This is a genomic window from Actinomadura macra NBRC 14102, assembly GCF_001552215.1.
Taxonomy (GTDB): domain Bacteria; phylum Actinomycetota; class Actinomycetes; order Streptosporangiales; family Streptosporangiaceae; genus Spirillospora; species Spirillospora macra.
This window is the reverse complement of sequence record NZ_BCQT01000034.1, coordinates 1-24,557: the sequence shown is the minus strand read 5'-3', so window position 1 is coordinate 24,557 and position 24,557 is coordinate 1. Positions and strand designations below refer to the sequence as shown.

General features: G+C 69.8%; 25 protein-coding genes. 16 read left to right on the top strand and 9 right to left on the bottom strand.

The window, feature by feature from the left end; translation table 11 throughout:
• Positions 1 to 66: 66 nt before the first annotated feature.
• Positions 67 to 429 carry a VOC family protein gene (locus tag AMA02S_RS38720; protein WP_067469839.1) on the bottom strand — a complete coding sequence of 121 codons (363 nt, stop codon included), beginning with the start codon at positions 427 to 429 and terminating at the stop codon, positions 67 to 69.
• Positions 430 to 647: 218 nt separating this feature from the next.
• Here AMA02S_RS38720 and AMA02S_RS38715 point away from each other — a divergent pair, with 218 nt between their 5' ends.
• Positions 648 to 1,712, top strand: coding sequence for a phosphotransferase family protein (locus tag AMA02S_RS38715; protein ID WP_369688432.1), 1,065 nt, complete (start codon positions 648 to 650; stop codon positions 1,710 to 1,712).
• Positions 1,713 to 1,776: 64 nt separating this feature from the next.
• Entirely contained in the window at positions 1,777 to 2,289 is a 513-nt protein-coding gene (locus AMA02S_RS38710; protein WP_067469775.1) for a GNAT family N-acetyltransferase, read from the top strand.
• A 173-nt stretch (positions 2,290 to 2,462) separates the two neighbouring features.
• Here AMA02S_RS38710 and mctP read toward each other — a convergent pair whose 3' ends face one another.
• Together mctP and AMA02S_RS38700 are read right to left on the bottom strand one after the other, a co-directional pair.
• Complete coding sequence (gene mctP, locus AMA02S_RS38705; RefSeq protein ID WP_067469773.1) at positions 2,463 to 4,097, bottom strand: monocarboxylate uptake permease MctP; 1,635 nt, start codon at positions 4,095 to 4,097, stop codon at positions 2,463 to 2,465.
• Positions 4,094 to 4,324: a DUF3311 domain-containing protein gene (locus AMA02S_RS38700; RefSeq protein WP_067469770.1), complete on the bottom strand. Its 231-nt coding sequence runs from the start codon at positions 4,322 to 4,324 to the stop codon at positions 4,094 to 4,096. Before AMA02S_RS38700 ends, mctP begins: the two co-directional genes overlap by 4 nt.
• Positions 4,325 to 4,494: 170 nt before the next feature.
• On the opposite strand from AMA02S_RS38700, the gene AMA02S_RS38695 reads away from it, so the two are divergent.
• The 4 genes from AMA02S_RS38695 (at position 4,495) to AMA02S_RS38675 (ending at position 9,209) form a co-directional block, all read left to right on the top strand.
• Complete coding sequence (locus tag AMA02S_RS38695; protein WP_067469767.1) at positions 4,495 to 5,445, top strand: TIGR03621 family F420-dependent LLM class oxidoreductase; 951 nt, start codon at positions 4,495 to 4,497, stop codon at positions 5,443 to 5,445.
• 485 nt (positions 5,446 to 5,930) lie between these two features.
• Positions 5,931 to 6,686 (top strand): SDR family NAD(P)-dependent oxidoreductase, encoded by a 756-nt coding sequence (locus tag AMA02S_RS38685; RefSeq protein WP_067469833.1) that lies wholly within the window; start codon positions 5,931 to 5,933, stop codon positions 6,684 to 6,686.
• A gap of 19 nt (positions 6,687 to 6,705) precedes the next feature.
• Positions 6,706 to 8,349, top strand: a complete 1,644-nt coding sequence (locus tag AMA02S_RS38680) for a thiamine pyrophosphate-binding protein (RefSeq protein WP_067469761.1) — start codon at positions 6,706 to 6,708, stop codon at positions 8,347 to 8,349.
• A gap of 62 nt (positions 8,350 to 8,411) precedes the next feature.
• Entirely contained in the window at positions 8,412 to 9,209 is a 798-nt protein-coding gene (locus AMA02S_RS38675; protein WP_067469759.1) for an IclR family transcriptional regulator, read from the top strand.
• A gap of 183 nt (positions 9,210 to 9,392) precedes the next feature.
• Here the strand turns inward: AMA02S_RS38675 and AMA02S_RS38670 are convergent, their stop codons facing one another.
• Entirely contained in the window at positions 9,393 to 10,022 is a 630-nt protein-coding gene (locus AMA02S_RS38670; RefSeq protein ID WP_067469756.1) for an RlpA-like double-psi beta-barrel domain-containing protein, read from the bottom strand.
• A 546-nt stretch (positions 10,023 to 10,568) separates the two neighbouring features.
• Here AMA02S_RS38670 and AMA02S_RS38665 point away from each other — a divergent pair.
• Together AMA02S_RS38665 and AMA02S_RS38660 are read left to right on the top strand one after the other, a co-directional pair.
• Positions 10,569 to 11,597: a permease gene (locus AMA02S_RS38665; RefSeq protein ID WP_439951627.1), complete on the top strand. Its 1,029-nt coding sequence runs from the start codon at positions 10,569 to 10,571 to the stop codon at positions 11,595 to 11,597.
• Positions 11,594 to 12,373: a TIGR03943 family putative permease subunit gene (locus tag AMA02S_RS38660; RefSeq protein ID WP_067469750.1), complete on the top strand. Its 780-nt coding sequence runs from the start codon at positions 11,594 to 11,596 to the stop codon at positions 12,371 to 12,373. Before AMA02S_RS38665 ends, AMA02S_RS38660 begins: the two co-directional genes overlap by 4 nt.
• A gap of 16 nt (positions 12,374 to 12,389) precedes the next feature.
• Here AMA02S_RS38660 and AMA02S_RS38655 read toward each other — a convergent pair whose 3' ends face one another.
• On the bottom strand, positions 12,390 to 12,884 hold the full coding sequence (locus AMA02S_RS38655; protein WP_157431133.1) for a hypothetical protein: 495 nt from the start codon (positions 12,882 to 12,884) through the stop codon (positions 12,390 to 12,392).
• Between the two features lie 136 nt (positions 12,885 to 13,020).
• Positions 13,021 to 13,140 (bottom strand): SIP domain-containing protein, encoded by a 120-nt coding sequence (locus AMA02S_RS44535; RefSeq protein ID WP_245668028.1) that lies wholly within the window; start codon positions 13,138 to 13,140, stop codon positions 13,021 to 13,023.
• Between the two features lie 199 nt (positions 13,141 to 13,339).
• Here AMA02S_RS44535 and AMA02S_RS38650 point away from each other — a divergent pair, with 199 nt between their 5' ends.
• From AMA02S_RS38650 to AMA02S_RS38635, 4 genes are all read left to right on the top strand, one after another.
• On the top strand, positions 13,340 to 14,473 hold the full coding sequence (locus AMA02S_RS38650) for a serine hydrolase domain-containing protein (RefSeq protein ID WP_067469744.1): 1,134 nt from the start codon (positions 13,340 to 13,342) through the stop codon (positions 14,471 to 14,473).
• 18 nt (positions 14,474 to 14,491) lie between these two features.
• On the top strand, positions 14,492 to 15,646 hold the full coding sequence (locus tag AMA02S_RS38645; protein ID WP_245668027.1) for a winged helix DNA-binding domain-containing protein: 1,155 nt from the start codon (positions 14,492 to 14,494) through the stop codon (positions 15,644 to 15,646).
• Between the two features lie 284 nt (positions 15,647 to 15,930).
• Complete coding sequence (locus AMA02S_RS38640) at positions 15,931 to 16,203, top strand: hypothetical protein (RefSeq protein ID WP_067469741.1); 273 nt, start codon at positions 15,931 to 15,933, stop codon at positions 16,201 to 16,203.
• A 269-nt stretch (positions 16,204 to 16,472) separates the two neighbouring features.
• On the top strand, positions 16,473 to 17,807 hold the full coding sequence (locus tag AMA02S_RS38635; RefSeq protein WP_084266046.1) for a DUF2786 domain-containing protein: 1,335 nt from the start codon (positions 16,473 to 16,475) through the stop codon (positions 17,805 to 17,807).
• A gap of 73 nt (positions 17,808 to 17,880) precedes the next feature.
• Here the strand turns inward: AMA02S_RS38635 and AMA02S_RS38630 are convergent, their stop codons facing one another.
• Together AMA02S_RS38630 and aac(6') are read right to left on the bottom strand one after the other, a co-directional pair.
• On the bottom strand, positions 17,881 to 18,093 hold the full coding sequence (locus tag AMA02S_RS38630) for a helix-turn-helix domain-containing protein (RefSeq protein ID WP_067469735.1): 213 nt from the start codon (positions 18,091 to 18,093) through the stop codon (positions 17,881 to 17,883).
• A gap of 261 nt (positions 18,094 to 18,354) precedes the next feature.
• The gene (gene aac(6') / locus AMA02S_RS38625) at positions 18,355 to 18,834 is read right to left on the bottom strand and encodes an aminoglycoside 6'-N-acetyltransferase (RefSeq protein ID WP_067469732.1); all 480 of its coding nucleotides are present in this window, start codon (positions 18,832 to 18,834) and stop codon (positions 18,355 to 18,357) included.
• A gap of 389 nt (positions 18,835 to 19,223) precedes the next feature.
• Between aac(6') and AMA02S_RS38620 the strand changes: the two genes are divergently transcribed.
• The 4 genes from AMA02S_RS38620 to AMA02S_RS38605 all read left to right on the top strand — a co-directional run bounded on the left by AMA02S_RS38620 (position 19,224) and on the right by AMA02S_RS38605 (position 23,755).
• Entirely contained in the window at positions 19,224 to 19,874 is a 651-nt protein-coding gene (locus AMA02S_RS38620) for a slipin family protein (RefSeq protein ID WP_067469827.1), read from the top strand.
• Between the two features lie 86 nt (positions 19,875 to 19,960).
• Positions 19,961 to 20,914 (top strand): hypothetical protein, encoded by a 954-nt coding sequence (locus AMA02S_RS38615; RefSeq protein ID WP_067469729.1) that lies wholly within the window; start codon positions 19,961 to 19,963, stop codon positions 20,912 to 20,914.
• Positions 20,915 to 21,946: 1,032 nt separating this feature from the next.
• Entirely contained in the window at positions 21,947 to 22,405 is a 459-nt protein-coding gene (locus AMA02S_RS41050; protein WP_084266044.1) for an excalibur calcium-binding domain-containing protein, read from the top strand.
• Between the two features lie 804 nt (positions 22,406 to 23,209).
• Positions 23,210 to 23,755 (top strand): hypothetical protein, encoded by a 546-nt coding sequence (locus AMA02S_RS38605; protein WP_157431132.1) that lies wholly within the window; start codon positions 23,210 to 23,212, stop codon positions 23,753 to 23,755.
• 610 nt (positions 23,756 to 24,365) lie between these two features.
• On the opposite strand, the gene AMA02S_RS38600 is transcribed toward AMA02S_RS38605, so the two are convergent.
• Positions 24,366 to 24,503, bottom strand: a complete 138-nt coding sequence (locus tag AMA02S_RS38600) for a DUF488 family protein (protein WP_218005273.1) — start codon at positions 24,501 to 24,503, stop codon at positions 24,366 to 24,368.
• Positions 24,504 to 24,557 lie beyond the last annotated feature (54 nt).

Here is a 24,557-nt window from a genome sequence, read left to right as displayed (position 1 = left end):
AGTCCCGCGGCCGGCTCCGGCACCGTAGCACCGGCAACCGGCTGGAAGCCCCTCAATATCGCCGGTTCAGGGGCGGTAGGTGCCGAAGTACCACTCGTTGCCGTCCTGGTCGTGGGCGGCGTAGTCACGGGAGCCGTAGTCCTGGTCGGTGAGCTCCCGGAAGATCTCGGCCCCCGCCGCCTTGGCCCGGTCGTGATGAGCATCGGGGTCATCGACGGCGACGTAGATCGCCGACGTGCCGGGCGCGCCGATGCCGAACATGAAGATCCCGGTGTCGTAGAGCATCTCGGCGTGCACGATCTTCCCCGAGTCGTCCTTGTGCACACCGTACGGGGTGAAGCCGAACGCCTTTTCCAGCCACTCCATGGCCGTGGCGGGATCGGCGCAATTGATCAGCGGGTAGAAGGTCCGGCGGATCTCGCTGGTCATGTCGTCCTCCCTGGTCATCCTGGTTGACATGCCCAGGCTGCCGTTCCCGGAACACCATCGTCTTGGACGAATGTGACCTCGTCCCGGCGCGCGAGGCACGGCCGCGCGCGAAGACTCGTGCCGATGGACAGTGGTCTGCTCGCGGGCCTTCTTTCCTGGGTAGGTAAGGGCAGCACGCACCACTACTCTCCGGTGTTTCTCCGTGGAAGGAACCCGCCGTGCAGCCTGAGCAGATCGACACCGCGCTCGTGGATTTCGCCGTGCTGGCCGATTGGATGGACACGCAGGGCCTTCCCGGCGGTCCGTTCGAGGACGTCGCGCCGCTGACCGGCGGAACGCAGAACACCCTGATCCGCTTCCGCAGGGGCGGCCGCGACTACGTGCTCCGGCGCGGCCCCCGGCACCTGCGCGCCAGGACGAACGACGTCCTGCGCCGCGAGGCCCGCGTGCTGGCGGCCCTGGACGGCACCGACGTCCCGGCGCCGCGCCTGATCGCCGCGTGTCCGGACGAAGACGTGATGGGTGGTGCGGTCTTCTACCTGATGACACCGGTCAACGGCTTCAACGGGTCGGTCACCCTGCCAGACCTGCACCTGGGCGACTCTTCCATCCGCCGCGAGATGGGCCTGAACGCCGCACGTGCTCTGTCAGCCCTCGCGGCGGTGGACCACGAGGCCGTGGGCCTCGCCGATTTCGGGCGGCCGGAGGGATTCCTGGAGCGGCAGGTAGACCGCTGGACAGCGGAGCTCGAGTCCTACGGCGCGCTTGACGGGTACGCGGGACCCGAGATCCCCGGCCTGGACGAGGTCGCCGCCTGGCTGGACGCGCACCGTCCCGCGATGTGGCGCCCCGGCATCATGCACGGTGACTATCACCTGGCGAACCTGATGTACTCCTTCGGCGGCCCGGAGGTCGCCGCGATCGTCGACTGGGAAATGTGCACGATCGGCGACCCGCTGCTCGACCTAGGCTGGCTGCTGGCCACCTGGCCCGACGACGACGGCGCCGGCGCCGCCCTCGCCGGCCCCCTGGGCGCCGCCGGCGGTCTGCCCATTCCGGACGAGCTCATCGCCGCCTACGCCGGACGGGCGGACGCCGTGGCCGGTCGCGATCTCTCGTCCATCACCTGGTACGCGGTACTGGCGTGCTTCAAGCTCGGCATCGTCTTGGAGGGCACCCACGCCCGCGCGTGCGCCGGGAGGGCGCCGAAGGAGACCGGTGACCTCCTCCACGGCATCACCCTCGACCTCCTGCGCCGCGCCCGGGACCTCACCGCCTCGTGAGGCCGGTGAACGCGGGCCCGGGCGCGGGCGACTCTGCGAAGATCGAAGTGCACGAGGAGGTGCGATGGAGATCCGCAGGGGCTGCACGGAGGACGTGCCGATGATCTTGGCGATGCTGGACGGTGCGGTGGCCTGGCTCGTGGCGAACGGGCGCGCGGGCCAGTGGGGCACCGAGCCCTGGTCGTCCAGCCCACAGCGGGTGGAGCGGATCACCGGCATCACCCGGTCCGACGAGATCTGGGTGGCGGAGGTCGGCGGTCGATCCGCAGGGATCATGGCCGTGTCGCCGGAGCCGCCGTACTACGTCGACGCCATCGACGAGCCGGAGTTGTACATCACGCTGCTGGTCACCGATCGCGCGTTCACCGGGTACGGGGTAGGTGGCGCGCTGATCGGCAAGGCGCGGGACGAGGCGCGCGGGCGGGGCGTCGACCTGGTCCGCGTCGACTGCTACGGCGGCGGGGACGGGCGGCTGGTCGAGTACTACCGCCGCAACGGCTTCGAGCCTGTTCTGGAGTTCACGGTCGGGGAATGGCCGGGGCGGTTGCTCTCACAGCGGGTCGGCGCCGCCCCCTGACCCGTGGCTCGGCGTCCCGGCCCGCACCCGGCGCCTGGGGCCTTGCGGATCCGGGCGCCGGAGCGCAGCCTTGAAGGTGACCGGTGGAACCGGGGTAGACGGTGACGCCCTTACGCCGCACGGACGGCGACCGAGCCGCTCGCCCCGGTCCGCCGGTCGACAACGTCCGGGCGTCAGACCGTACGGCCAGTGAGCGGACGGCCGGGGTCCTCCGGAGTGGTGAGCGCGCCGTCCGCGTCGGCGGTGTAATCGTCCTCGCTCGTCTCGTCCGCCCCGGCGGGGACGTCGAACGCCCGGAGCACCGCGGTGACCGCCACGGCGACGAGCATGTTCAACACGAACGCGGTCAGCGCGATATAGCCGGTGTGGCCGACGAACGGGATGTCGGCGAGGGGCGAGCCGAAATGCTCTTGTGTGGGCGAGGACGTGGTGTAGGCGGTGATCGTCCCGTAGGCCATCCCGACCGCCCAGCCCGCCAGCAGCCCCCACCGGTGCAGCCACCGCGTGTACAGGCCGACGCCGATGGACGGGAACGTCTGCACGACCCAGATCCCGCCGAGCAACTGCAGGTTGATCGCCAGCGACTTGTCGAAACCGAGGACGAACACCAGCGCCCCCACCTTGACCAGCAACGACGCCAGTTGCGACACCCGCGTCTCCTCCTCGGGCCCCGCCGCCGGGCGAAGGAACGCGCCGTAGACGTTGCGGGTGAACAGGTTGGACGCGGCGATCGACATGATCGCCGCGGGCACCAGCGCGCCGACGCCGATCGCGGCGAACGCGATCCCGGCGAACCAGCTGGGGAAGATCTGGTCGAACAGCTCGGGCACCGCGAGTTGCGGGTTGCCCGCCCGCTGCACCGCGGTCGCGGTGCCGGGGTGGGCCAGGGCCATGTAACCGAGGAGCGCGAGAAGTCCGAGCAGCAGGGAGTAGGCGGGCAGCAGGGCGGCGTTCCGCCTGATCACGTCGCGGCGTCCGGCGGCGAGCGCGCCGGTCACGCTGTGCGGATAGATGAACAGGGCCAGCGACGAACCGAGCGCCAGCGTCCCGTACGCCCAGTGCGTCATGTCGGTGGTGAACAGCGAGCCGGCGGGCTTGCCGGTCGCCGGATTCGGTTTGGCCAGCGCCGTTCCGGCCTCGTCGAAGATGCTGTCCCATCCGCCGAGTCTCGTCGGGATGTAGACGATCGCGACGATGATCACCAGGTAGATCATCGCGTCCTTGACGAACGAGATGAGCGCGGGTGCCCGCAGCCCCGAGGTGTAGGTGTAGGCGGCCAGCAGCCCGAACGCGATGAACAGCGGTAGGTCCTTGGTCCAGCCCGAGCCGGCCACGCCCATGACGGTGAGGACCGCCTGAATGCCGACGAGCTGCAGCGCGATGTAGGGCATCATCGCCAAGATCCCGGTGAGCGCCACGGCGAGCCCGAGCGACTTCGACCCGTAGCGCCCGCGGACGAAGTCGGCGGCGGTCACGTACCTGTGCCGGTGCGCCACCGACCACAGGCGCGGGCCGATCAAGAAGACGATCGGATAGGCGATGGCCCCGTACGGCACGGCCCAGAAGCCCATCGCGCCGCCCGCGAACACGGCGGACGGAACGGCGATGAAGGTGTAGGCGCTGTAGAGGTCACCGCCCAGCAGGAACCAGGTGACGAACGTGCCGAAGCTCCGCCCGCCGAGACCCCATTCGTCCAGGTGCATCAGCGTCTGGCCGCGCCGCCAGCGGGCCGCCGCGAAGCCGACCACGGTCACGACGGCGAAGAAGAAGACGAAGATGGTGAGCTCGACGCCATTGACGTCCTTCACTTGGTGTCACCCCGCTTGCGGGTGAGCAGGTGGGCGCCACCGATGCAGAAAGCGGTCAGCACCACCCACAGGAGCTGCCACCAGTAGAAGAAGGGGAAGCCCGCGAGACGCGGGCCCTCCTTGGCATAGCTCGGCACGGCCAGGTAGACGGCGAACGGGACGACCAGCAGCGCACCGGCCGCGATCTTCCTCACCGAGGGCGTGCGGGCAGGGGACGATTCACTCACGTGTGACCTCCAGGGCCGGGGAACGAACGGCCAGGGCGACTGAGCCCCCGGCAAGTTTGCGATCTGTCCCCGGCGGAGGCCAGCCTCTCTCCGCGTTTCGGTTCGCGGCCCCGAACCCGGCGTCGGATTCCTGCCAGCGGGAAGGTGCACCCAGGCGGCAGGCTCGTCCCATGGACGAACACAGGCGCTCCTTCCGCTTCGGCGTCGTGGGCGAATCGATCCGCTCGGTGGACGAGCTGGTCACGACCGCGCGGCGTGCCGAGCACCTCGGGTACGCGACGCTGACGCTGCGGGACCACTATGTGACCGAGCCCTTCGGCGACCAGCTCGCGCCGCTGATCGCGCTGACGGCGGCGGCGGGCGCGACGAGCACGCTGCGGCTGGGCACGATGGTCCTGTCCAACGACTTCCGGCACCCGGTGATGCTCGCCAAGGAGGCCGCGACCCTCGATCACGTGTCGGGGGGCCGGTTCGAGCTGGGTCTCGGCGCGGGCTGGCTGCGCGAGGAGTACGAGCTGGCCGGGATGTCGTTCGATGCGCCAGGGACGAGGGTAGGGCGGCTGGAGGAGTCTCTCCGCGTCCTGGGGAGCCTGCTGGCCGGTGTGAAGACCACCTTCGCCGGAGAGCACTACCGGATCGACGGCCTGACGGTGTTCCCCCGCCCTGGGCGGCGCCTCCCGCTCCTCGTCGGCGCCGGCAGCAGGCGCATGCTCGGCATCGGCGGGCGGCTCGCCGACACCGTCGGCATCCTGCCCCGCGCGCTCCCCGAGGGGACGATCTCCGAGGAGATCTCCGAACGGCTACCCGACACCATCGCCCGCAAGGTCGGCTGGGTCCGTGAGGCCGCCGCCGGGCGCGACGTCGAGCTGAGCATGCTGGTGTCGCCGGTGTTCGGCCCCGACCCCCGGGCCGCGGCGGCGCGGACGGCGGTGCTGCGCGGCTGGGGCACGTCCTCGGCGGAGCTCGTCCTGGACATGCCGTCCCAGTTCGTCGGCCCGCCCGAGCACATGGCCGAGCAGATGACCGCGCGCCGCGAGCGGTACGGCTTCAGCTACTACCTCGTCTCGGACACGCACATGGAGCTGTTCGCCCCGGTCGTCGATCTGCTGACGGGCCGCTGACGGGCTACCGAGGGGCCGCGCCGTCCCGCCGGACGCGTCCAACCAGCGGGACGGCGCGCTTCAGCCGGCGGCGAAGCCGGCGTTCATGGCCAGGCTATGCTTCGGCTCGGTGATGCGCTCGCCCGCACGGGTGTCGACGATGCGGCCGCGCCGGTAGGCCGGCACACGATGGCATGGCCCGGATGAAGGCGACACAGCATGACCCGGTGCGGGAGGCCGCCGCCCCGCCGGGGCGGGGCGGGGCGGCGGCCGAGGGGATGGCCTCGCAAGCGGACTCCCCGAGCCTCACGGTGACCTCGCGGCACCGCACCCGGCGCGACACGGAGGACCCCTCCTTGTCGTGCGCTGTGCCCGGTGCGGCGGACGACTGGGGAGCGGACATGCGGCGAGCATGTGACGCACGCCATGTCCCGACAAGGGACCCGTTCCAGTGAGTGAAAACGGTGCCTTGTCGCTATGGCGTGCCCGGCCCCACTCTGACCTCCATGAGCGAGACGCCGTCGGGGAACGGAGCGCAGAGGGTCGCCCTCGTCACCGGTGCCGCGGGAGGGCTGGGGCGCGAGTTCGCGATCGCCCTGGCCGCGCGCGGGCACTGGGTCGCGGGGCTCGACCTGGCCGACATGTCGGATACAGCAGAGCGGATCGGCGGTGGCCGGTTCCACCCGCTGCGCGCCGACGTGACCGACCCGGACGAGGTGGAGGCCGCCGTAGAGGAGGCCGCCGGCCGCTTCGGGGGGCTGCACATCGTGGTCAACAATGCCGGGATCTACCCGCCGATGCCCTTCGAGAAGACGACGCTGGAGGACTGGCGCCGGATCATGCGGGTGAACCTGGACGGCCCGTTCCTCGTCGCGCGGGCCGCTCTCCCCCACATGAAGGCCGCGGGCTGGGGAAGGGTGGTGAACATCGCCTCGGCGGTGGTGTTCCTCGGGCCGCCCGACCTCGTCGCCTACACCACGTCCAAGGCGGGGCTGGTCGGGTTCACCCGCGCGCTGGCGAGCGCGGTCGGCGGTTACGGGATCACCGTGAACGCGATCTCGCCCGGCCTGACCCGGACCGAGACCGCCGCGCGCACCACCGGCGCGGACGGCGGGTTCGAACGGGTCCGCGACCTCCAGGTCGTCCCCCACGTCGAGGAGCCGGCCGACCTCGTGTCCACGTTGCTGTACGTGTGCGACGAGGGCAGCGGCTTCCTCACCGGCCAGACGATCAACGTCGACGGCGGATCCGCCAAGCACTGAAGGGCAGGAAGACGAGAACATGAGGCCGATCGAGGCGCTGCTGGAGATCATCCGGGACGAGGGCGTGACCCGGATCTTCGGCAACCCCGGCACGACCGAGCTCCCGCTGATGGACGCGCTGGTGGAGGCGCCGGACCTGGAGTACGTCCTCGGGCTCCAGGAAGGGTCCGTCGTCGCCATGGCCGACGGGTACGCGCGCGCGTCGCGCCGCCCGGCCTTCGTCAGCCTGCACGTGGCGGCGGGTGTCGCCAACGGGTTGATCGGGATGCTGAACGCGCTGCGCTCACGCACTCCGCTGGTGATCGTTGCGGGCCAGCAGGACCGCCGCCACCTCATCCAGGACCCGATGCTGTCGGGAGACCTCGTCGGGCTGGCGTCGGCGGCGACCAAGTCGGCCATCGAGGTCCAGCACGCCCACGACCTCCCGATCGTCCTGCGGCGCGCGTTCGCGCTCGCCACGCGGCCCCCGGCCGGGCCGGTGCTGGTGTCGGTCCCGATGGACCTCCTGGAGGAGGACACGGACGTGACGGTACCCGCGCGCTCCCCGGTGTCGGGCCCCGGCGCGGCCGTGGCCGGCGCCGCGGACGCCGCGGCGTTGCTGGCGTCCGCGGAGCGGCCCGTGGTGATCGCGGGCGACGCGGTGGGCCGGACGGGCGCGGTACAGCCGCTGGTCGCGGTGGCCGAGCGTCTCGGCGCGACCGTCTACCACCAGCCGATGAACGACGGCGTCGACTTCCCCGGCGGGCATCCCCTGTACGCGGGCATGCTCCTGCCCCGCAACGCCGTGATCCGCGAGAAGCTGGCGGCGCACGACGTCGCGCTCATCGTCGGCTGCCACGCGTTCATGCCGCACCACTACACGCCGGGGTCGGCCGTCCCCGACGGGCTGGACATCGTCCAGGTGGACGAGGACCCGGCGGAGATCGGCCGTAACTTCGCGGTCCGGCACGGGCTCACAGGCGATCTGAGGGGAACACTCCTGGCCCTCGCCGACGAGTTGGACGGGCGAGTGCCGTCCGCACGCGAGCGCATCGAGCGGATCGGCGCGATCACGGCCCGGACCAAGGCCGAGGCGGAGGCCGCGGCTCGTGCCGCCTACGGTCCCGCCCCGATGGACCCGCGCGCCGCGGCGCACGCCGTCGCCGACGGGCTCCCCGAGGACGCGGTCGTCGTGGAGGAGGCGATCACCGCGGGGCTGGCGTTGCGGGCCGTCCTGCGGCAGGACAGGCCGGGTTCCTACGTGCACGCCGTCGGCGGCGGCCTCGGCTGGGGCATCGGCGCGGCGATCGGCACCCGCCTGGCGGACCCCAGCCGCCCGGTGGTCGCGGTGCTCGGCGACGGGTGCGCGATGTTCGGCCTCCAAGGCCTGTGGAGCGCGTCCCGCTACCAGGTCCCGGTCGCGTTCGTCGTCATGAACAACGGGGAGTACCGCACCCTCAAGAACACCCTCGACGAGGGCAAGGGCGCCTCGGCGGAGCACGGCCGCTACGTCGGCATGGACCTCTCGCCCCCGGCGCTGGACTGGCAGAGCGCCGCCCGCGTGTTCGGCATGGATGCGCTGCGGGCCGGGTCGGCCGCCGAGTTGCGGGACGCGGTGGCCTCGGTGAAGGACCTCACCGGCCCGCTGCTCATCGAGGCACCGATCACCGGGCACAGCCGATGAGCAGGGCCGCCGCCCGGTTCCCCGCACTTGCGGGCAGACCCGATCACGGGAACCATCGGGGGATGGACACACAGACCCCGGACGAGGAGCCGCCGAGGTCGGTGCTGGCACGCGGTCTCAGCCTCCTTGACGCCTTCGGCTCCGCCGATACCGAGCTCAACCTCACCGAGCTGGCGACGCGAACCGGGCTCCCCAAGCCGACCGCCCACCGGTTGCTCGGCGAGCTGGTCCGGTGGGGCGGCGTGGAACGGACTTCGTCCGGCTACCGGCTGAGCATGCGCTTGTTCGTCCTCGGGCAGCGCGCGCCACGGCCGCGCGGGCTCCGCGAGGCGGCCCTCCCCTACCTGGAGGATCTGTACGAGGCCACCCACGAGAACATCCATCTGGCCGTCCTGGACGGGAATGACACCCTGTTCCTGGAGAAGGTGACCGGGCGCCGGTCCATGCCTATCGTGTCCCGGGTGGGCGGGCGGCTGCCGGCCTACTGCACCGCCACCGGGAAGCTGTTCCTCGCGCTCGGACCGCCCCAGCGGCTGGAGCGTGTGCTGGACGCCGGGCTCGTCCACTACACGCCGCACACGATCGTCATGCCGGGCCTGCTCCAGCGGGAGCTGGCCCGTACCGCCAGCCGTGGTTACGCCGTCAACCGCGAGGAGTCGGAGGCCGGAGTGTCGGCCGTGGCCGCGCCCGTTCTCGACCACCGCCGCCGCGTGATCGCCGCGATCTCCATCACCGGTAACGTCTGCCGCCTCGACCTGGACCGGCTCGCCCCCGCCGTGCGGACGGCGGCGATGGGGCTGTCGCGGGAGCTGGCGCGTGAGCCGGCGACGGGCCCCTTCCCCCTGCTGCCGCGCCTGTGAACACGTGCGGGGACGGCGCGGAGGTTGTGCGAATGGTCCCTTGAATGGATCATGAAATGGGGATGCCCCGGTGATCTCATGATCGCCGGGGCATCCCCATTTCCCTGCGTCCGGCAGCCCTGCCGGAGTGCCCGAAGGCATTGTGAGCGGCCTCACAGAATGGCAGTGAGGCGACTCGGTCGATCAGCCGAGGGGCTTCGGGGCGCCGCGCTTGCCCGCGCCAGAGCCCCACTTGAGGACTTCCCACTTGACACCCTTGATGTGGCCTTCGCCACCACCGGCGTTGTACTTGCTCTTGGGCTTCCCGCCGTCCAGCAGATACCGGAAGGTGTAGGTGTCGAGGTCCAGCATGACGCCATTGTGGGACGGGCGGCCGGGGCCGCGGTCACCGACGAAACCGGTGATGCTGCGACCGTCGTAGGACACCCGGACCTTGGTGTGCAGAGGCCAGCTCGGGCTGGCGAACAAGCCCTTCTGCATCGGCCTGCCGCCGGCGGGAGCGCCGGTGTCGCCGTTCACACCGGAACCGTCGTCCCAGAAGTAGGACGCGGTGGTCCTGCCGGAGAGGATCACTCCGGATGCCTTCTTGGCACGCTTGGTGTCCTTGGACTTGGAGCCGGACTCGTCGGAATCCTTCTTCGCGTCCTTGTGGAGGGTCTTGTGCTCCTGCGTGGCCATGGCCTGCTGAGACAGGAGCTTCTGCTCGCTGGGAGCGGAGTCGTCGCTGGCGGCCGCCACTCCGGCGACCAGCATTCCGGCCAGGGCCGCACCGGTGACACCGGTCAGGACGACATTGATCGCTCGCTGCTGCATAGGTTTCCTTCGTTCGGGGTACAGGGCTGCCGTTCCGCGCCGAAGGGCGTCCGCGCCGGAGCACAGGGGCATATCCGGGCAGAGGAACGGATCCGAGACTCGGGACTCGGGAGATACCGCCGCGAAAAGATCCCGCCGCAGGGCGTACCTGCGTGACGGCTCGCGGGCATGGCGAGCCGCGCCCGCACTCGATGGCGCACGGCCGTCTTTGGGCGTGCGCGATGACGCGGGCTTCGATGAAGCGGGTTAGGACGCCGACCGGGGGCTCAAAAGCCCAATGCGGTTGCGGCCGTGCATGGTTCGGCCGCGATTCGGCAAGGGATCCCGCCTGGCGGGCGGGAAGCGACGGTTATGTGATTGGCCAGGTCAACGGTTCATGACCCTGACCTGGCGTCGACTATATACGGCATTGCCGGGATTTCGCCAAACGGGCGATTTCTTTACCTTGGGAAAGGTAGATCGTTTAACCCGGACTGCCCTGGATCGCCTTTCCCGTCGGGGGATTGGGCGTTACGACGGGCTCCTAGGTATGGCACGATGACGCGCATGACCGAGCCCGCCGGCCTCCGGACGGCCGACGATGATCTCCTCCCGCCCGCCGACTGGGCCCGCGGACGCGCTCCGTCCCCCAGTGCCAGGGCCGCGTGGGCCTTCGCCGCGCTGGCCGCCGCGCTCGTTCTCGGCCGCGCCTGGGCCGCGCCTCTGATCGACGGCCGCGCGCTGGACGCCTGGACGACGGTCTTCGTGGCGATCTGCGTTCAGGCCCTGCCGTTCCTGGTGTTCGGGGTGGCGCTGTCGGCCGCGATCACCGCGTTCGTCCCACCGTCGTTCTGGCGGCGGGCCCTGCCCGGCCGTCCGGTGGCGGCCGTTCCCGTCGCGGGCGCGCTGGGCGCGGTGCTGCCCGGCTGCGAGTGCGCGTCGGTGCCCGTCGCCGGCGGGCTGATGGCCCGCGGCGTGGCCCCCGCCGCCGCCCTGACGTTCCTGCTGGCCGCCCCCGCGGTGAACCCGGTCGTCCTGGTCGCCACCGCCGTCGCCTTCCCCAGTGCGCCGGAGATGGTCGCCGGGCGGTTCGCCGCGTCCCTGCTGGTCGCGGTGCTGGCGGGCTGGACATGGGCGCTGCTCGGCAAGGGCGAGTGGATCCGCGTCCCGCCGCGCCCGCATGGCGGGGAGGGGGCCCACTGGGACGCGTTCCGGCAGGCCATGCGGCACGACATCATGCACGCGGGCGGCTTCCTGGTGGTCGGCGGCCTCGCCGCGGCCACGATCAACGTGACGGTGCCCTCGGCGTGGGTGGACGGTGTCGCCGGCATCCCCTGGGTGTCGGTGCTGGTGCTGGCGGTCCTGGCCGTGCTGATGTCGATCTGCTCGGAGGCGGACGCCTTCGTCGCGGCCAGCCTCACCCAGTTCTCCCCCACCGCGCGGCTGGCGTTCCTCGTCGTCGGCCCCATGGTGGACCTGAAGCTGATCGCGTTGCAGACCGGCTTCTTCGGACGCCGTTTCGCCATTCGCTTCATCCCGCTGACCTTCGTCCTCGCGGTCGGGATCAGCATGATCGTCGGAGGGGTGCTGCTGTGACGCGGTCCGCCCAGAACCTGTTGCTCGTCCTGGTCGGCGGCGCGGTGCTGTGGATCACCTTGGCCAGCGGCGAGTACGTCAACTACGTCAAGCCGGGCTTTCGCTACCTGCTGGTCCCCGCCGGGGGCGCTCTCGTCCTGCTGGGGATGGCCGGGCTGCGGCGCGAGTGGCGCGACACCGGGAACAGCATGGTCCACGAGGGCGTTGCCCAGGAGAGACGGGGTGGTCTGGATGATCATTCAGGTCACCCGACCGGGCACGATCATTCGCACGGGCCCCGGGTGGCGTGGTTGCTCTGTCTGCCGGTGCTCGCGATCTTCGTGATCGCACCCCCGGCGCTCGGTTCGTTCACGGCGTCGCGCGACGCCGGCCGTCCGGCGCCACCGCCGGCCCCGCCCGCCCAGGGTTTCGGGGCCCTGCCTCGCGGCGGCGCCCCTATCCCCATGACCATGGGCGAGTTCATCGGACGGTCCTACGAGGCCCAGACGGGCGCGCCCGCGTCCTTGGCCGGCGTTCCCGTGCGCCTCACCGGCTTCGTGACGCCCCGAAAGAACGGTGGCTGGCAGGTGACCCGCCTGAAGATGGCCTGCTGCGCGGGCGACGCCATCCCGTTCCCCGTGATCGTCCGCGGCCTGCCGCAACCCCCCGCCGACGCGTGGGTGCAGGTCGACGGGACATGGGCGGCGCCGGCCCCGGGCAGGTCCGCGACGGGCGTGCACGAGCTGCTCGGCAGCGCGGTGCGGCGGGTCGCCAAGCCGCGCAACCCCTACGAGTAGCGGCGCCCGGGCGCGGTCAGTGCGTCGGGTAGACCGACGGCACCAGCGGTGTCGGGCCCGTCCCGCCGAACGCGGGCGCGCCCGTGGGCGGCTCGGCGAAGATCGGCATGCCGGGCGGCGGCTCGGCGTACGGCGGCTCCGCATATGCGGGCTCCGCGTACGCTGGCTCACCGAACGGCGAGACCGCGGCCGCGATCGGCCCTGCCGCCCCTGCGGCCTGCGGCGTGGGTGGCGGCTGTGCCGTCGGCGGCACGTGCGAGCCGTCGGCGCGACGCGGCTCGGCGGGTGGCGCGGCGGCACGGTCCACGCGCCGCTCGGCCAGGACGGCCATGAGCGCGCGGGCGGTGTCGGCGTCCATCCGGAGCAGGACGCTGGGCGTCCCGGTCTGGTCGACGAAGGGGGAGACCGAAGGTGCGGTGGCCTGCTGCGGAAGTGCGGCCCGCATCTCCTCACGGAGATCCTGGGCCAGCCGCAGCGCCTGTCGGTCACTGTCGCTCAAGTGTGCGGTCATCGCGATCTCCGGGGAGTTCACGTGCGGGGGTCCGATGGGTAATCCTGCTAGGGATAGCGTGCAGGTGCAAGAGCTGATGCACGTGCATTTTCACGAAGTATCGTCCCGGACGACCATCGCCGACGATCGTTCCCGATCACTCCAACCCGCGCTTGCCGGGCGTCCAGAACGGTTTGACCAGCACGGATCTGCGCGGCCAGCCCCGGTCGCCCACGAGGTGAGCGCGGACGGCCTGCACGGTGCGTGCCTCTCCCACCACGTAGGCGGACCCCTGGCTCGGCGGGGAGTTCGAGCGCGCGCACAACCTTCACGAACCCCTCGGAGGAGGCGGCTGAGGCGTCTTCCTCGCGCCCGAAAGACATCGGTCGAGGCACGCCCGGGGCGTGTCGGCGGCGGCCGGCGGCGGGGATCGACTACCGTCTTATTAGAACGACATTCGGGACGGATGGCGCGCGATGATCGACGGAACCTGTGACCCCCGATTCGCGCTGGTGCGGGAGGCGTTCGCCGAGAACTTCGCCACCCGCGGTGAGCGCGGCGCCGCGGTATGCGTCACGATCGACGGGCGCATCGTGGTGGACCTGTGGGGCGGACGGGCGGGCGCAGGCCGGCCGTGGACACGCGACACCTTGGTGAACTTCTTCTCCGTCGGCAAAGGCCTCACCGCGCTCCTCGTAGCCCGATTGATGGACGGTGGACGTCTCGACGTCGACGCCCCCGTCACGCGCTACTGGCCGGAGTTCGGCAAGGCCGGCAAGGACGAGGTGACCGTCCGGCACCTCCTCACCCACCAGGCGGGGGTCCCGGCCCTGCGTGTCCGTATGCCGCCGGGCGCGATGCTCGATCAGTCGGTGATGGCGAAGGCGCTGGCCGAACAGGAGCCTTGGTGGTGTCCTGGTGAGGCGCACGGCTACCACGTCAACACGTTCGGTTACCTCATCGGCGAGGTCGTACGCCGCGCCACCAGACGCACGGTGGGTGAGCTGCTCCGCGAGGAGATCGCCGGGCCGCTGGGAGCGGACGTCCACATCGGCCTGCCACCGAGCGAACATCACCGGGTCGCCGAGTTCGACGGGGACGAGGCCCCTCCCGAGGACGACCGCTCGGCGGACCTGGATGGCCGGCCGCTCATGACCTACAACGCCTACTACAACCCCGGCGGCCTTTCGGGCCTCGGCGTCCTCAACACGCGGGCGTGGCGGGAGGCGGAGCTGCCGTCCACCAACGGGCACGGCACGGCCCGCGGCGTCGCACGCGTCTACACGGCGCCGGCCACCGGCGGAACCCTGGCGGGCTACCGCGTCACCGGTGCGGACACCCTCGCCGTGGCATCGGCCGAGCAGGTCCAGGGTCATGACCTGGTCCTTGGGCGTCCGTCGCGGTTCGGGCTCGGTTTCCAGCTCACCCAGCCCGAGCGCCCGCTCGGGCCGGGGCCCCGTCCGTTCGGACATTTCGGCGCGGGCGGATCACTCGGGTTCTGCGATCCGGACGCGCGCACCGCCTTCGGCTACGTCATGAACGACATGAGTCCGCGCTGGCAGAACCCCCGCAACCGGGCACTCGTCGAGGCGCTCTACTCCTGTCTCTGAAGGTCGTCGGCATGGGTAGTGTCGATCTACCTGGAAGGCCCCGGCGACGTCCGGGCCCGCGAGAGGGCGGTCACGATGGCGGAAACCCTCAGCGTCCGGGCGCTGAACCGGGCCACGCTGGCACGGCAGCTCTTGCTCGACCGGCAGCCCGTTCCGGTCACGGACGCGGTGGCACGGCTCTGCGGCATGCAGGCGCAGGAGCCGAAGCCTGCCTTTCTCGGCCTGTGGACGCGAGTGGAGGGCTTCCAGGTGTCCGACCTGCACGCCGCGATGCAGGACCGGTCCCTCGTCCGAGCGACGATGATGCGCGCCACGCTGCACATCGTGACGGCCGCCGACTACACCGCGTTCCGTACGACGATGCAGCCGATGCTCGACGGCGCAATGCGCGTGCTGGGCGACCGCGCCAAGGGACTCGATCTGGGGCAGGTCGTCCCGGCGGCCAGGGAACTCCTGGGCGATCGACCCCGCACCTTCAATGATGTTCGCGCGCTCCTGCAAGAGGAGTTCCCGGACGTCAACGACCGCGCCCTCGGCTACGCCGTCCGGATGTGCGTGCCGCTGATCATGGTTCCGACACAGGACCGATGGGCCTTTCCCCGCACGGCCGAGTTCACCCTGGCCGACACGTGGCTGCGGAATTCGCCCGCCACCGTCCCCGCGCCGGACGAGTTGATGCTCCGCTATCTGGCGGCGTTCGGCCCCGCCTCGGTGGCCGATGCGCAGGCATGGTCCGGCCTGTCGGCGCTGGGCGAGGTGTTCGAACGGCTGCGCCCGGGGCTCCGTGTCTTCGCCGACGACAAGGGCCGGGAACTGTTCGACCTTCCCGACGCCCCGCGTCCCGACGAACAAGCCCCGGCCCCCGCGCGTTTCCTGCCCGAGTTCGACAGCCTGGTGCTCGCGCACGCCGATCGCAGGCGAGTCATCTCAGATGAGGACCGGCCGTCCCTGACGACAAGAAATCTTCGCGTGCGGGCCGTGTTCCTCTGGGACGGCTTCGCACGCGGCATCTGGGAACTGGCATACAAGCGCAAGGTGGCCACGCTGACCCTCCGCCCGTTCACCCCGCTCTCTGCGGCCGCCATCGACGCCCTCACCACCGAAGGCGAGGCCCTGGCCCGCTTCACCGAACCGGACGCCAAGGACACTGTGGTGACCGTCGCGGACGCCTAGAATCCGCGCGAGAATCTCAAGGACGGCGCCTGAGCGGCACCCACCTTCTATCCGAACGATATTCAGATTCAAGTATCGATCCTGGCCAGACGGTCCGTGATCTGGGAGGGTGTCCGTGTTCGTCGCCGGTGAGATGACGCTACGGACGCACTTAACTTCAAATAGTGATCAATCCGATACCTGTGCTGATTGAAAGATCCACCAAATCGGCGCAGGCTGTCCCCGACGTCTGGAATGCCCCCGCCCGTTCCTTCCGACCGACCAACCGCCGACAGGACATGACGATGTTCGAGATCTGGGAGACGAGTGAGCCGGCGCGGCTCATCAGCGACGCGGGCAGCCTCAAGGTGGCACTGGAGAAGGTCGACACCATGTGCCGTCTCCGCCACGACCAGGCCGTCGCACACGTCGGCGACGCAGGAGAGGGCTACCACTTCGAAATCCGGGACCACGACGGCAAAGCCCTGGCACGGCTCAGCTACGTCCCGGACACGTCCCGCGCCTACCAGAGCGTGGTCGTCGAGGAGATGCGGAGAGACTCGCCCGGCTCAGGTTAGAACCGCAGCAGGAGGTCTCCGTCGACCGGCAGCCCGGCCTGGTCGGGGGTTTCTCCCTCTCCTCGCAGCCGTGGCCAGCACTCCCTATCCCAACGGACACAGAAAGCACACTGCCGAGCAGCAATCTAGGTAGGCAAAGCCGAACATATCTGGCGCATCCGCCTACAGCTGGACAGCTGCCCATCAAGTGAATCCCGAGTCCCGGCGCCGGTCCTCGCCCGGCGCCGGACCTGTGCGTGGCAGGATCGTCCTGGCCAGGTTACGGAGCCATGGGACGACGGGAGTTTCGGGTGCGGAAGGCGTGGTGGCGGCCACGGTCGGGAGACGCGGCGGACCCCACGGTCGCCACGCCCTCCTTCACAGAAGAGGCCGGAGCGCTGACGGCCGAGGCCGTGCGAGCACTCTCACTCAACGATGAGCCCACGTTCCGCCACTGCGTGGCCGTCCTGTCCGGGCGCCCGGACGTACCGGACTGGGCACGCACCGCCGACCGCTGCTTGGCCGCCCGCCTTAGGCGTTCGGTCACCCTGGCCTGGGAACGGGGCTGGCAACCCGCCGACGTGGTGCGGTTCACGGGTCGTCGCCACACGGCGAGGCACGGCCGCCTCGCCATTGACGCGATCGCCGCCGAAATGCGGACCTATGCCGCCGCGACGGTCAGCGACCAGTGGCGCGAGCAGCTCGCCGTCCTCGGCGCGGAGGTCTGGTGGGCGCACGATGCCGACCATCCATACGAATGGTGTGACCGCGAGGGCGTGGACCGTGCGGACCTCGTCGCCTGCAGCGTCGAACTCGTCCACCTACTGGAGGGTCTGCCCCGGCTAGCGAAGATCGGCTCACCACCTGGGACGCCTTGTAGAGAGACCCCTTCTCACAACCGCGTCCGCGAGGTCGACCAGCGGATGCTGGCGAAGGTTCGGGCACTATTGGCCAAGGCGGAGTCGACGGAGTTCCCGGAGGAGGCGGAGGCGCTGAGCGCGCGCGCTCAGGAACTCATAGCGCGCCACAGCATTGACCACGCTCTGCTTGCCGCGGAAACCGGCGACCTGGGCGGGCCCGCCGGACGGCGTATCGCGGTGGACAATCCGTACGACACACCCAAGGCCGTCCTCCTGACCGTCGTGGCAGACGCAAACCGATGCCGTGCGGTCTGGCATAGGGAGCTGGGGTTCTCGACTGTGCTGGGGTTTCCCGCCGATCTGGCCGCAGTGGAGATGCTGTTTACCTCACTGCTCGTACAGGCGACCGCCGCGATGGTCCACGCGGGTCCCAAGCGGGACGCACACGGACGGTCTCGAACCCGTTCGTTCCGTCACGCGTTCCTCAACGCCTACGCGGCCCGCATCGGGGAGCGGCTGCGTGATGTGGCCTCTGAGGCGACGAAACAGGCGGCCGCGGGCGCGGAAGGGAAGGATCTGCTTCCCGTGCTGGCCGCGCGCGACCAGGCCGTCGAACTGGCCGTCGACAAGATGTTTCCGAACCTGGCCAAGAGCCGGGCGGGTTCGGTCTCCAACTACGAGGGCTGGGTCGCGGGACGTGCAGCCGCCGACCTCGCCAGCCTGAACGGACGCTCCGAGGTCACCGAAGCCTTCCGCCGCTCGTAGGGCACGGGGTCCCCCCGGGGGGCGAGGGGGACGTCCGGTCATGCGCTTGCTTCTCTTTCTCTCGGGGAGCGGGTCAGTCCTTCTTGCGGCGGGTGTTGCCACCCCGCCCGCGCAGCGGAACTCCCGCTTCCTTCAGGACGTTGTAGATGAATCCGTACGAGCGGCCCGTCTCTGCGGCCAGATCGCGGATGCTCTCGCCGGCCGCATAGCGCGGGGCGAGTTCCGCGGCGAGCCGAGTACGTTCGGCACCGGTGACGCGGGTGCCCCTCGACAGCGTTCGGGTCACGGAGGACCTCCTGTTCCGAGCTGGGCGGCGGGACCGTCCCCGCAGCTCACAGCTGTATTGATCTACCCAACGTACACATTCCCCCCGATTACGCAGTCGATGCCGCGCGAATCCCCGCGAATTCGGCCGAAGCTGGTCTTTTCCATGGTCAACGGCGTGTCGGACCTGGACAGGCCCCCCAGAAGGGCCGTCAGCAGGGCACCAAGCGAGATCACGGACGGCCCGCACCGGCGGCCCACCTGGCGCTGGGCGCCCCGTGGATCAACCGACCAACTCCCGGGCAAGAAGATCCATGAGCAAGCCGTCCCGCCACCGACCCGAGGTCGGGTCGCGCTCGTACTCGCGCATCGTCCCGACGGGTTTGAATCCGACCTTCCCGTAGCACCGGATCGCCGCGGTGTTGGCGGCCGCGGGGTCGACGGTGATCCGATGATGCCCCCGTTCTTGGACCAGCCACCGTGCCAGCGTCCGTACGGCGTCCGTCCCGAGCCCACCACCCTGGTGACGTGCACCGAGGAAGACATCGATGCTCGCGTGCCGGTAGTCCTCGTCCAGTTCCTCGTCGTACTGGATCGCGCCCACCACGGACCCGTCTGCCAAGACGATCGCAAGCATCCCGTCGAAATCCTCAGGCGGCGCCCACCACGCCGCAACCTCCGGCTCCCGGACGATTTCCCGCAGGACTTCGACGTCCTCCTCGGTCACCGCACGCAGAACGACTCGCTCGCCTTTGATCTTCATGGCTTCAGTCTTGCCACTCCCCCACCCGCACTGTCCACAGGGTTACCGCGAGCATCACGCCATGCCAACACGCTCCCCCAACAACTCCGCCACCCCGGGCCTCCAACCACCACGGCACCGCACGACCGAAAACCGTTGGCGGCCACAGACCGAGCCGCCCTACCGTTGATCTCGCGGAAGTCACGCGGCAGCGCCCCGGCATCGCCGGTCGGCGTCCTGCACATCGGCGGCATCCGACTTTGGTGGCTCCGGCCCCGAGGTTCGACTCCTCGTCAGCGGCCCTCTCCGGCAAGACGATCGCACGGCCCTGCGGGCTCCCGGCGATGACCGGGGACGCCCCCGCCGTGCTCCCCGTCCCCGGCGAGGACCGCCCCTCCGGAGGTGAGGGCATGGCAACAGTGACCGTGATGGAGTGGCAGCGCGTCCTGCTGTTCGTCAACGGCCGGCTCGACCGCGTCCTGGAGCCGGGAAGGCACCGCTACCGGGCCAAGCACGCCGCTCTGGTGCCGGTCGAGATGCGGCCGCGCGTGCTCATCGTCTCCGGCCAGGAGCTCATCACCAGGGACGGGCTCTCCCTCCGCGTCAGCGTGGCGGTCACCTGGTCGGTCACCGACCCGGTACGGTTCACCACCGGCGCGGAGTCGGCGCAGGCCGTCCTGCACGGGGCCGTCCAGGAGGCGATCAGGGAAGCGGTGGCCGCCACGACCTTCGACGAACTGCTCGCCGACCGCGCGCGCCTCTCCGACCTTGCCGCGCCCGTCTCCGAACGCACGTCCACGGTCGGTGTCACCGTCACTGAGACCCGCGCCCGCGATCTCATGCTCCCCGGTGAACTCCGCCGCGCGACCCAGGACACGATCCTCGCCCGTGAGCGCGGCCGCGCGGACCTTGAGCGCGCCCGCGCTGAGGCCGCTTCACTGCGGACGCTCGCCAACGCCGCACGCGTCCTCGAAGAGCACCCGACGCTCCTGCGGCTGCGCACCCTCCAGGTCGCGGCCGAACCCGGGACCCGCATCATCCTGGACCCGCGTGCCGACTGAGTTATCCACAGGAGGCCGTTCGCCTTCCTTCCGCGATGGCGGGGTCGCATGCTGTTTGTTGCGCCCCGTCACGGAAGGAACACGCAATGACCGTCACCTTTCCCGTCCCCTCGACGACGACGTCCAGGTTCGCCGTAGCCGCCGATCACATCCCGCACGACCTCGCAGCGCTTCTGAGAGGCCCCCACGCCTTCGAGCCTCACATCACCGGACGGCTCGGCTCACCCCCGCTGGACCTCCGCCGCGAGGACCTCGGCGACCTCCGCTGGGACCCAGCGCAGATCAAGGCGGTCCATCCCGGCCAGCGGCGAGACCAACAGGCCTTCGGCAGCGCGACGCAGTTCGCCGTTGTCACCTCGACCGCTCCGATCACCGACCAGCCACGGGGCGTCCAGGTCGCCCGCGCCGCCGCCTATGCCATCGCCGCCGCCACCGACGGCGTCGTCGCCGACCTCATCATCGGCGATGTCCTACCGCAGCCCACCGCCGAACGGACGAGCTTCGTGCTGGCCGACAACTGGCTCGGCGACGCCCTCCCCCCGTTCCGCGCCAACGGCCGCTGTACGGCCGCCGACCCCGACCGCGACCCCGAAGGCGTCAACGGCTGCTCCTGTGTCCGCCTCCGCACGCACGGCCTCCGCCGATTCGGCCTGCCCGAACTCCAGATCACCGACGTCGCCTGCCCCCATGACCTGGCCGCCCTCAACGTCCTGCGCACCACCGCGCGCCATCTCCTGACCGACCACTGGTCCTGGCTGGCCACCGGCCCCGTCTCCCGCACACGCACGATCAGCGCCGTTCGCCGCCTCACCCAAGGCGACTTCAACGAATTCTGGGGCTCCAGCCGGCGCGAACACCTCTCACCACCGATCATTTTCGAAGCGCGTCTGACCCCCATCACCGCACGCCTACTGTCCGTCCACCCACCCCACGATTTCGACGGAACCGTCAACGACTGGCTCTGGGGCGACGCTCTCCCCCTGAGCATCCGCGACATCCTGAGCTCCCCCGCCGACATCCCACTCCCCAGAGCCGCCTGACATCCCCCGAACGCACGCTCCCCACTCGCCCCGGCGCCCAGGCAGCCGATGTCACCGACGACGCCCACAGCAGCCCCCTCACCGGCAGCCAACGGCACGCACCGCCACGCGGCCAACCCAACCGTCGCCCGCGCCGAGTGAGGCGCGACCGGTCACGCGGCACGGACGACGCCAGCACCGAATCCTTCAACAAGACACCGTGAAGAGGCCCGCCCCTCGCCGCCCTCCACCCACACGGCCCGCCAGGCCATCGTCCGCTAGACCACCCACAACTCACGGCGCAGGGTTGTACAGCCGGAAAATGATCAACTAGGAGAAGGCCGCCGTCAGCCTGCACGGCCACCCTCACTAGATGTCCACAGTCCCGCACCTCGACCGTAGGCGCGTAGAGCCGGCTTCCTCGATCGAGGTTGATCCAGAAGGCGGGCCCGGTTTGCCCTTCCGCCGACCCGAATCATTTGCGTTACGCAACGTAGCGAAAGTGGGCGGTCGGCGTGGCAAGCACATCGAGTGGCTCGCAAGCCGGCGAACCGGACAGGCCGCCGGCCATGGGGCGCCCGTGTGACAAAACTCGTGACCTGCCCATTCTCGACGCGACACCGTTCCTGCTGACCGAGGTCGGGTACGAGCAACTGTTCATGGAGGCGGTCGCGAACCGCTTCGGGGCGGCGAAACCGACGATCTACGGCCGCGGGTGCGCGCATGAGGTAGAGACGGCGCACAGTAGGGCAGCACGCGATCGTGCCTGGTCACCTTGCACAGGGTGATCCCCAGGCAGCCTTGCCCGTCCAAAGGATCGAAGGCGTCGAGATCCAACTCAGTTGGCATCACTAAACCGCCACACCTCAGCACCTGCGCCGAGTGGATCTGTTTCATTCAGAACCGTCTGACCTGCTGCGACACCGACCGCAGATCTCTCCCAGCATTACTCGTTCCACAGGAATCCAGCACCACCCGCACCCCGGAATCACCAAACGTAACCCGTTTCACGAATTTGCGCGTCTTCTCCCTAAACCGTGTTGGGAGGCGCACATGTATGCATCAGGCTCTCCATCCCCGCGAGGCTCGAAGTCGAACGCCGGACGAAATCTCGCGGGCTGCGGGTGCGGCCTCGTCCTCTGCCTCCTGATTCTCGGAGGCTGCTTCGCCATCCTGGACACCGGAGACTCCGCGACCACGTCCTCCTCCGACTCGGCCTCTCCGAGCACGGCAGCCAAGCAGGCAACACCGAGCGAGACCGATGCCGGGACAACGCCCCTCCCCTCGAAGGCCATCACTCGTCCTTCTAGAAGGACGAAGCGCCCAGTGGTGGCCCGCAAGCCAAAGCCACGTCCCACCAAGCGACAAGTCTGTAAGCCGCCCGCGCAGGAGCCCGTCTACTATCGGAACTGCGCGGCCGCCCGCGCCGCAGGCAAAGCCCCCATACACCAGGACGACCCGGGCTACGCACCCCATCTCGACCGGGACGGCGACGGAGTCGGGTGCGAGTGATCGCACAGATCAACTGTCACCAATGTTCAACGCTACGTAGCCAAATTGACTACGATCGGCATTCTGACGGTGACCAACGCGATCCCCGGGGCGAAGATGAACCGTTTCCTGGCAGATCCCAGACTCGCCAGCATGATCGGCGACCTCCTCCGGTGCGCGTGCGGAGTCCTGGGTTGTACGGCGGTGGCCGGCGCCATCTCCTTCGGCGCCGCCGCCCCAGCGGGCGCGTCCCCGCTGGCCGACCCGGAGCCGCGGCGGTCCATACCCATCATCTGCCGCCATCCAGCAAGCATCACCGACTGGTACACCGCACGTATGTGTAGGGAGACATGGCTGGCAATGTATGAGAAGTCCGGAAAGAAGTCGCGCGGCCACGGACCAGGCTCCGCCTGGCGGGCTGGTCGACCGGAGAGGAAGCAAGCGCCGAAACCAAAGAATCGGGCTCCGGTGTCCACGTCACGAGGTAAGCGAAAGATGCGACCAGTCGCACCTTCGGACCCCACCAGCACCGCCCCGTCGCCGGCGCTCGAGACGACCCCCACGCCTACGCCTACGCCTACGCCTACGCCTGGCCACGAGCAAGCCGATGCGGATCAGCCGCGGTCCCGCTCGCTACAGCCGATTCTGCTGTTGAGTCTCCTTCTTCCGGTCGCAGCGGCCTTCTGCTATCCATTCAGACACCGTCTTGCCGCCGCAGCCGTAGGGATGCGCACCTCCCCACTTCCCTCAGGGGGCACCACACCCGACGAACAGGCCCCTCCCCTGACGTACCGCTCCACCCTCGACCCTTTCGCGAGTCCGGCGTTGGGGCTCTCGGGCCCTGGCGCCATCGCCACCGCGCGGCTACTGGCACTGGCAGCACTCAACGAGCACGGCGACACCTCTCTCACAGTGATTCCACGGGCGGATGCCACGACCCTGTTCGGACTCGACGAGGACGAACTCCTCGACGAGTCCGCTGCCGGGCTCTTCATCCCCGGAAATCTCGACGCCGCCCTGGCGTACCTCGAAACAGAACTGGCCATCCGCCACAACACCGGCATCACACACGCACGGCGCCTCCTCCTGGTGGCCGACTGCGAGGACGAGACGGACCGGATCGAGGAGCTCCTCACTCGGCACCCCGGTGGGGTCTCAGCGATCATTCTCGGCGGCTGGACGGGCGATCAGGTCACGATCGACGACGAGGGTCTGGTCGACGCACCGCCCGCGCTCGCAGACTGCCTGCCCAATCCCCTGCCGACCGTGTCACGCACCGAGGCACGCGACCGCCTGCACGCCGCCATCGAGCGCCAGAGGCAGGAGCAGAAGCGACCGACAGGACGTCGATCCGCCTCCAAGCGAACCTGATCCTCCCGTACCGGCCACACGCCCCCACGCACAGTTGATTCCCCTAATCCATCCGGGCCGCTCTCTCTTTCAGCCACTCGCCAGGAAGGTAGAGAAAGGGAACAGCGCTACCATAACCAACATCCGTGCCACCTGAACAAGCGCCAGTCCAACCAGTCCACAAATATAACCAATAATCAAACTCTCAATCTTTCCAGCGGCCAGACATCACCAACAAAGACCGCATCCCAAAAGACAGACCACTTAAAAGTCCCAGAGCTCGAGCGTCGCCGAAACCTGGTGGTGCCAGACGCCGCGATCGTGACGCTGCCGTCGCCGGACCGGCGGCGGCTGATCGCAGTCTGCGGCGGAGCCAGGGCCAGACACAACCTGATCCGTCTGGCGGCTAGGTTGGCGGTCCGTCTCAGCCGAATCGGCTTGAGGTCGTTCTCAGTGAGGTATCCGCCCTGCTCAGCAGGCTGCCGGGGCGGCGGCGACGCATTGCTACGCCGCCGCTGCCCGACAGCCGTCCGCGCCGTCTACTGCTTCTCACGCAACGTGGGGGGAGAAGTCTCGCCGGCTGACCAGGGCGTCAGTGATCACAGCTGCCGCTACCCCGAGGACTCACGCGTCACAACGGGCGCAGGTGCTCGATCGTGACGTGGTGTTGTTCGGTCAGCCGCTGGGCGATCAACGAGCGGTGACATGCCTCCGGGTCGCGCTCGACGCAGAGCAGCGCCGCGGTCCCGCTGCCCGGCAGCGCTGACACGATCTGAGGTTCCCCCCACAGCGCGGACTGCTGACCTGAGGTCACCCTTGATCA

Coding starts and splice junctions, on each gene's coding strand:
- AMA02S_RS38720 (WP_067469839.1), bottom strand. CDS start 429: ATGACCAGCGAGATCCGCCGGACCTTCTACCCGCTGATCAATTGCGCC.
- AMA02S_RS38710 (WP_067469775.1), top strand. CDS start 1,777: ATGGAGATCCGCAGGGGCTGCACGGAGGACGTGCCGATGATCTTGGCG.
- AMA02S_RS38695 (WP_067469767.1), top strand. CDS start 4,495: ATGGACGAACACAGGCGCTCCTTCCGCTTCGGCGTCGTGGGCGAATCG.
- AMA02S_RS38685 (WP_067469833.1), top strand. CDS start 5,931: ATGAGCGAGACGCCGTCGGGGAACGGAGCGCAGAGGGTCGCCCTCGTC.
- AMA02S_RS38680 (WP_067469761.1), top strand. CDS start 6,706: ATGAGGCCGATCGAGGCGCTGCTGGAGATCATCCGGGACGAGGGCGTG.
- AMA02S_RS38675 (WP_067469759.1), top strand. CDS start 8,412: ATGGACACACAGACCCCGGACGAGGAGCCGCCGAGGTCGGTGCTGGCA.
- AMA02S_RS38670 (WP_067469756.1), bottom strand. CDS start 10,022: ATGCAGCAGCGAGCGATCAATGTCGTCCTGACCGGTGTCACCGGTGCG.
- AMA02S_RS38665 (WP_439951627.1), top strand. CDS start 10,569: ATGACCGAGCCCGCCGGCCTCCGGACGGCCGACGATGATCTCCTCCCG.
- AMA02S_RS38655 (WP_157431133.1), bottom strand. CDS start 12,884: ATGACCGCACACTTGAGCGACAGTGACCGACAGGCGCTGCGGCTGGCC.
- AMA02S_RS38650 (WP_067469744.1), top strand. CDS start 13,340: ATGATCGACGGAACCTGTGACCCCCGATTCGCGCTGGTGCGGGAGGCG.
- AMA02S_RS38640 (WP_067469741.1), top strand. CDS start 15,931: ATGTTCGAGATCTGGGAGACGAGTGAGCCGGCGCGGCTCATCAGCGAC.
- AMA02S_RS38635 (WP_084266046.1), top strand. CDS start 16,473: ATGGGACGACGGGAGTTTCGGGTGCGGAAGGCGTGGTGGCGGCCACGG.
- AMA02S_RS38620 (WP_067469827.1), top strand. CDS start 19,224: ATGGCAACAGTGACCGTGATGGAGTGGCAGCGCGTCCTGCTGTTCGTC.
- AMA02S_RS38615 (WP_067469729.1), top strand. CDS start 19,961: ATGACCGTCACCTTTCCCGTCCCCTCGACGACGACGTCCAGGTTCGCC.
- AMA02S_RS41050 (WP_084266044.1), top strand. CDS start 21,947: ATGTATGCATCAGGCTCTCCATCCCCGCGAGGCTCGAAGTCGAACGCC.